General features: G+C 37.3%; 1 protein-coding gene. It reads left to right on the top strand.

All coding sequences use genetic code 11. The features are described from left to right. A partial coding sequence (locus tag V7659_RS06600; RefSeq protein WP_335538936.1) for a triple tyrosine motif-containing protein occupies positions 1-366 on the top strand: 366 nt, incomplete at its 5' end. Between the last annotated feature and the right edge of the window lie 71 nt (positions 367-437).

Below are 437 nucleotides of genomic sequence, written 5' to 3'. Positions count from 1 at the left end.
GACAAAGCGGGCAATGTAAGCTTAGAGACTGAAAAAACAGTCCAAGACGAAAAAGTTACTACTGTGAGTGTCGCAACAGACAAGCCTGGTACACAGGTCTTTAAAGATTCAATTCAGTTTACTGCTACTTCAGAAGGAAGCAGGAGCCCTGAATATCGCTTCTATATCCTAGATAAAAAGGGAGCAGTAATCGTATTACAAGATTATGGGGTCAGCAATACTTTGAAATGGACAGCAAAAAATCCAGGCACCTATACTATTTTCGTTGAAGCAAAGGATAAGTATAATATGGGATTATCCACATATTATTATGAAGCGAGCACGAAATTAACCTTTGATGTAGAAGCAGGAAAAGCGAAAAATTAAAAATTTCAACAAAATTATAAAGGTGGAAAGAGTAGTGACATCACTCTTTCCACTTCAGACTGTCGACAAAT

Source organism: Neobacillus drentensis (assembly GCF_036966985.1).
GTDB classification, from domain to species: domain Bacteria; phylum Bacillota; class Bacilli; order Bacillales; family Cytobacillaceae; genus Neobacillus; species Neobacillus drentensis_E.
The sequence above is the reverse complement of the archived record's forward strand: the minus strand, read 5'-3'. Positions and strand labels throughout refer to the sequence as shown.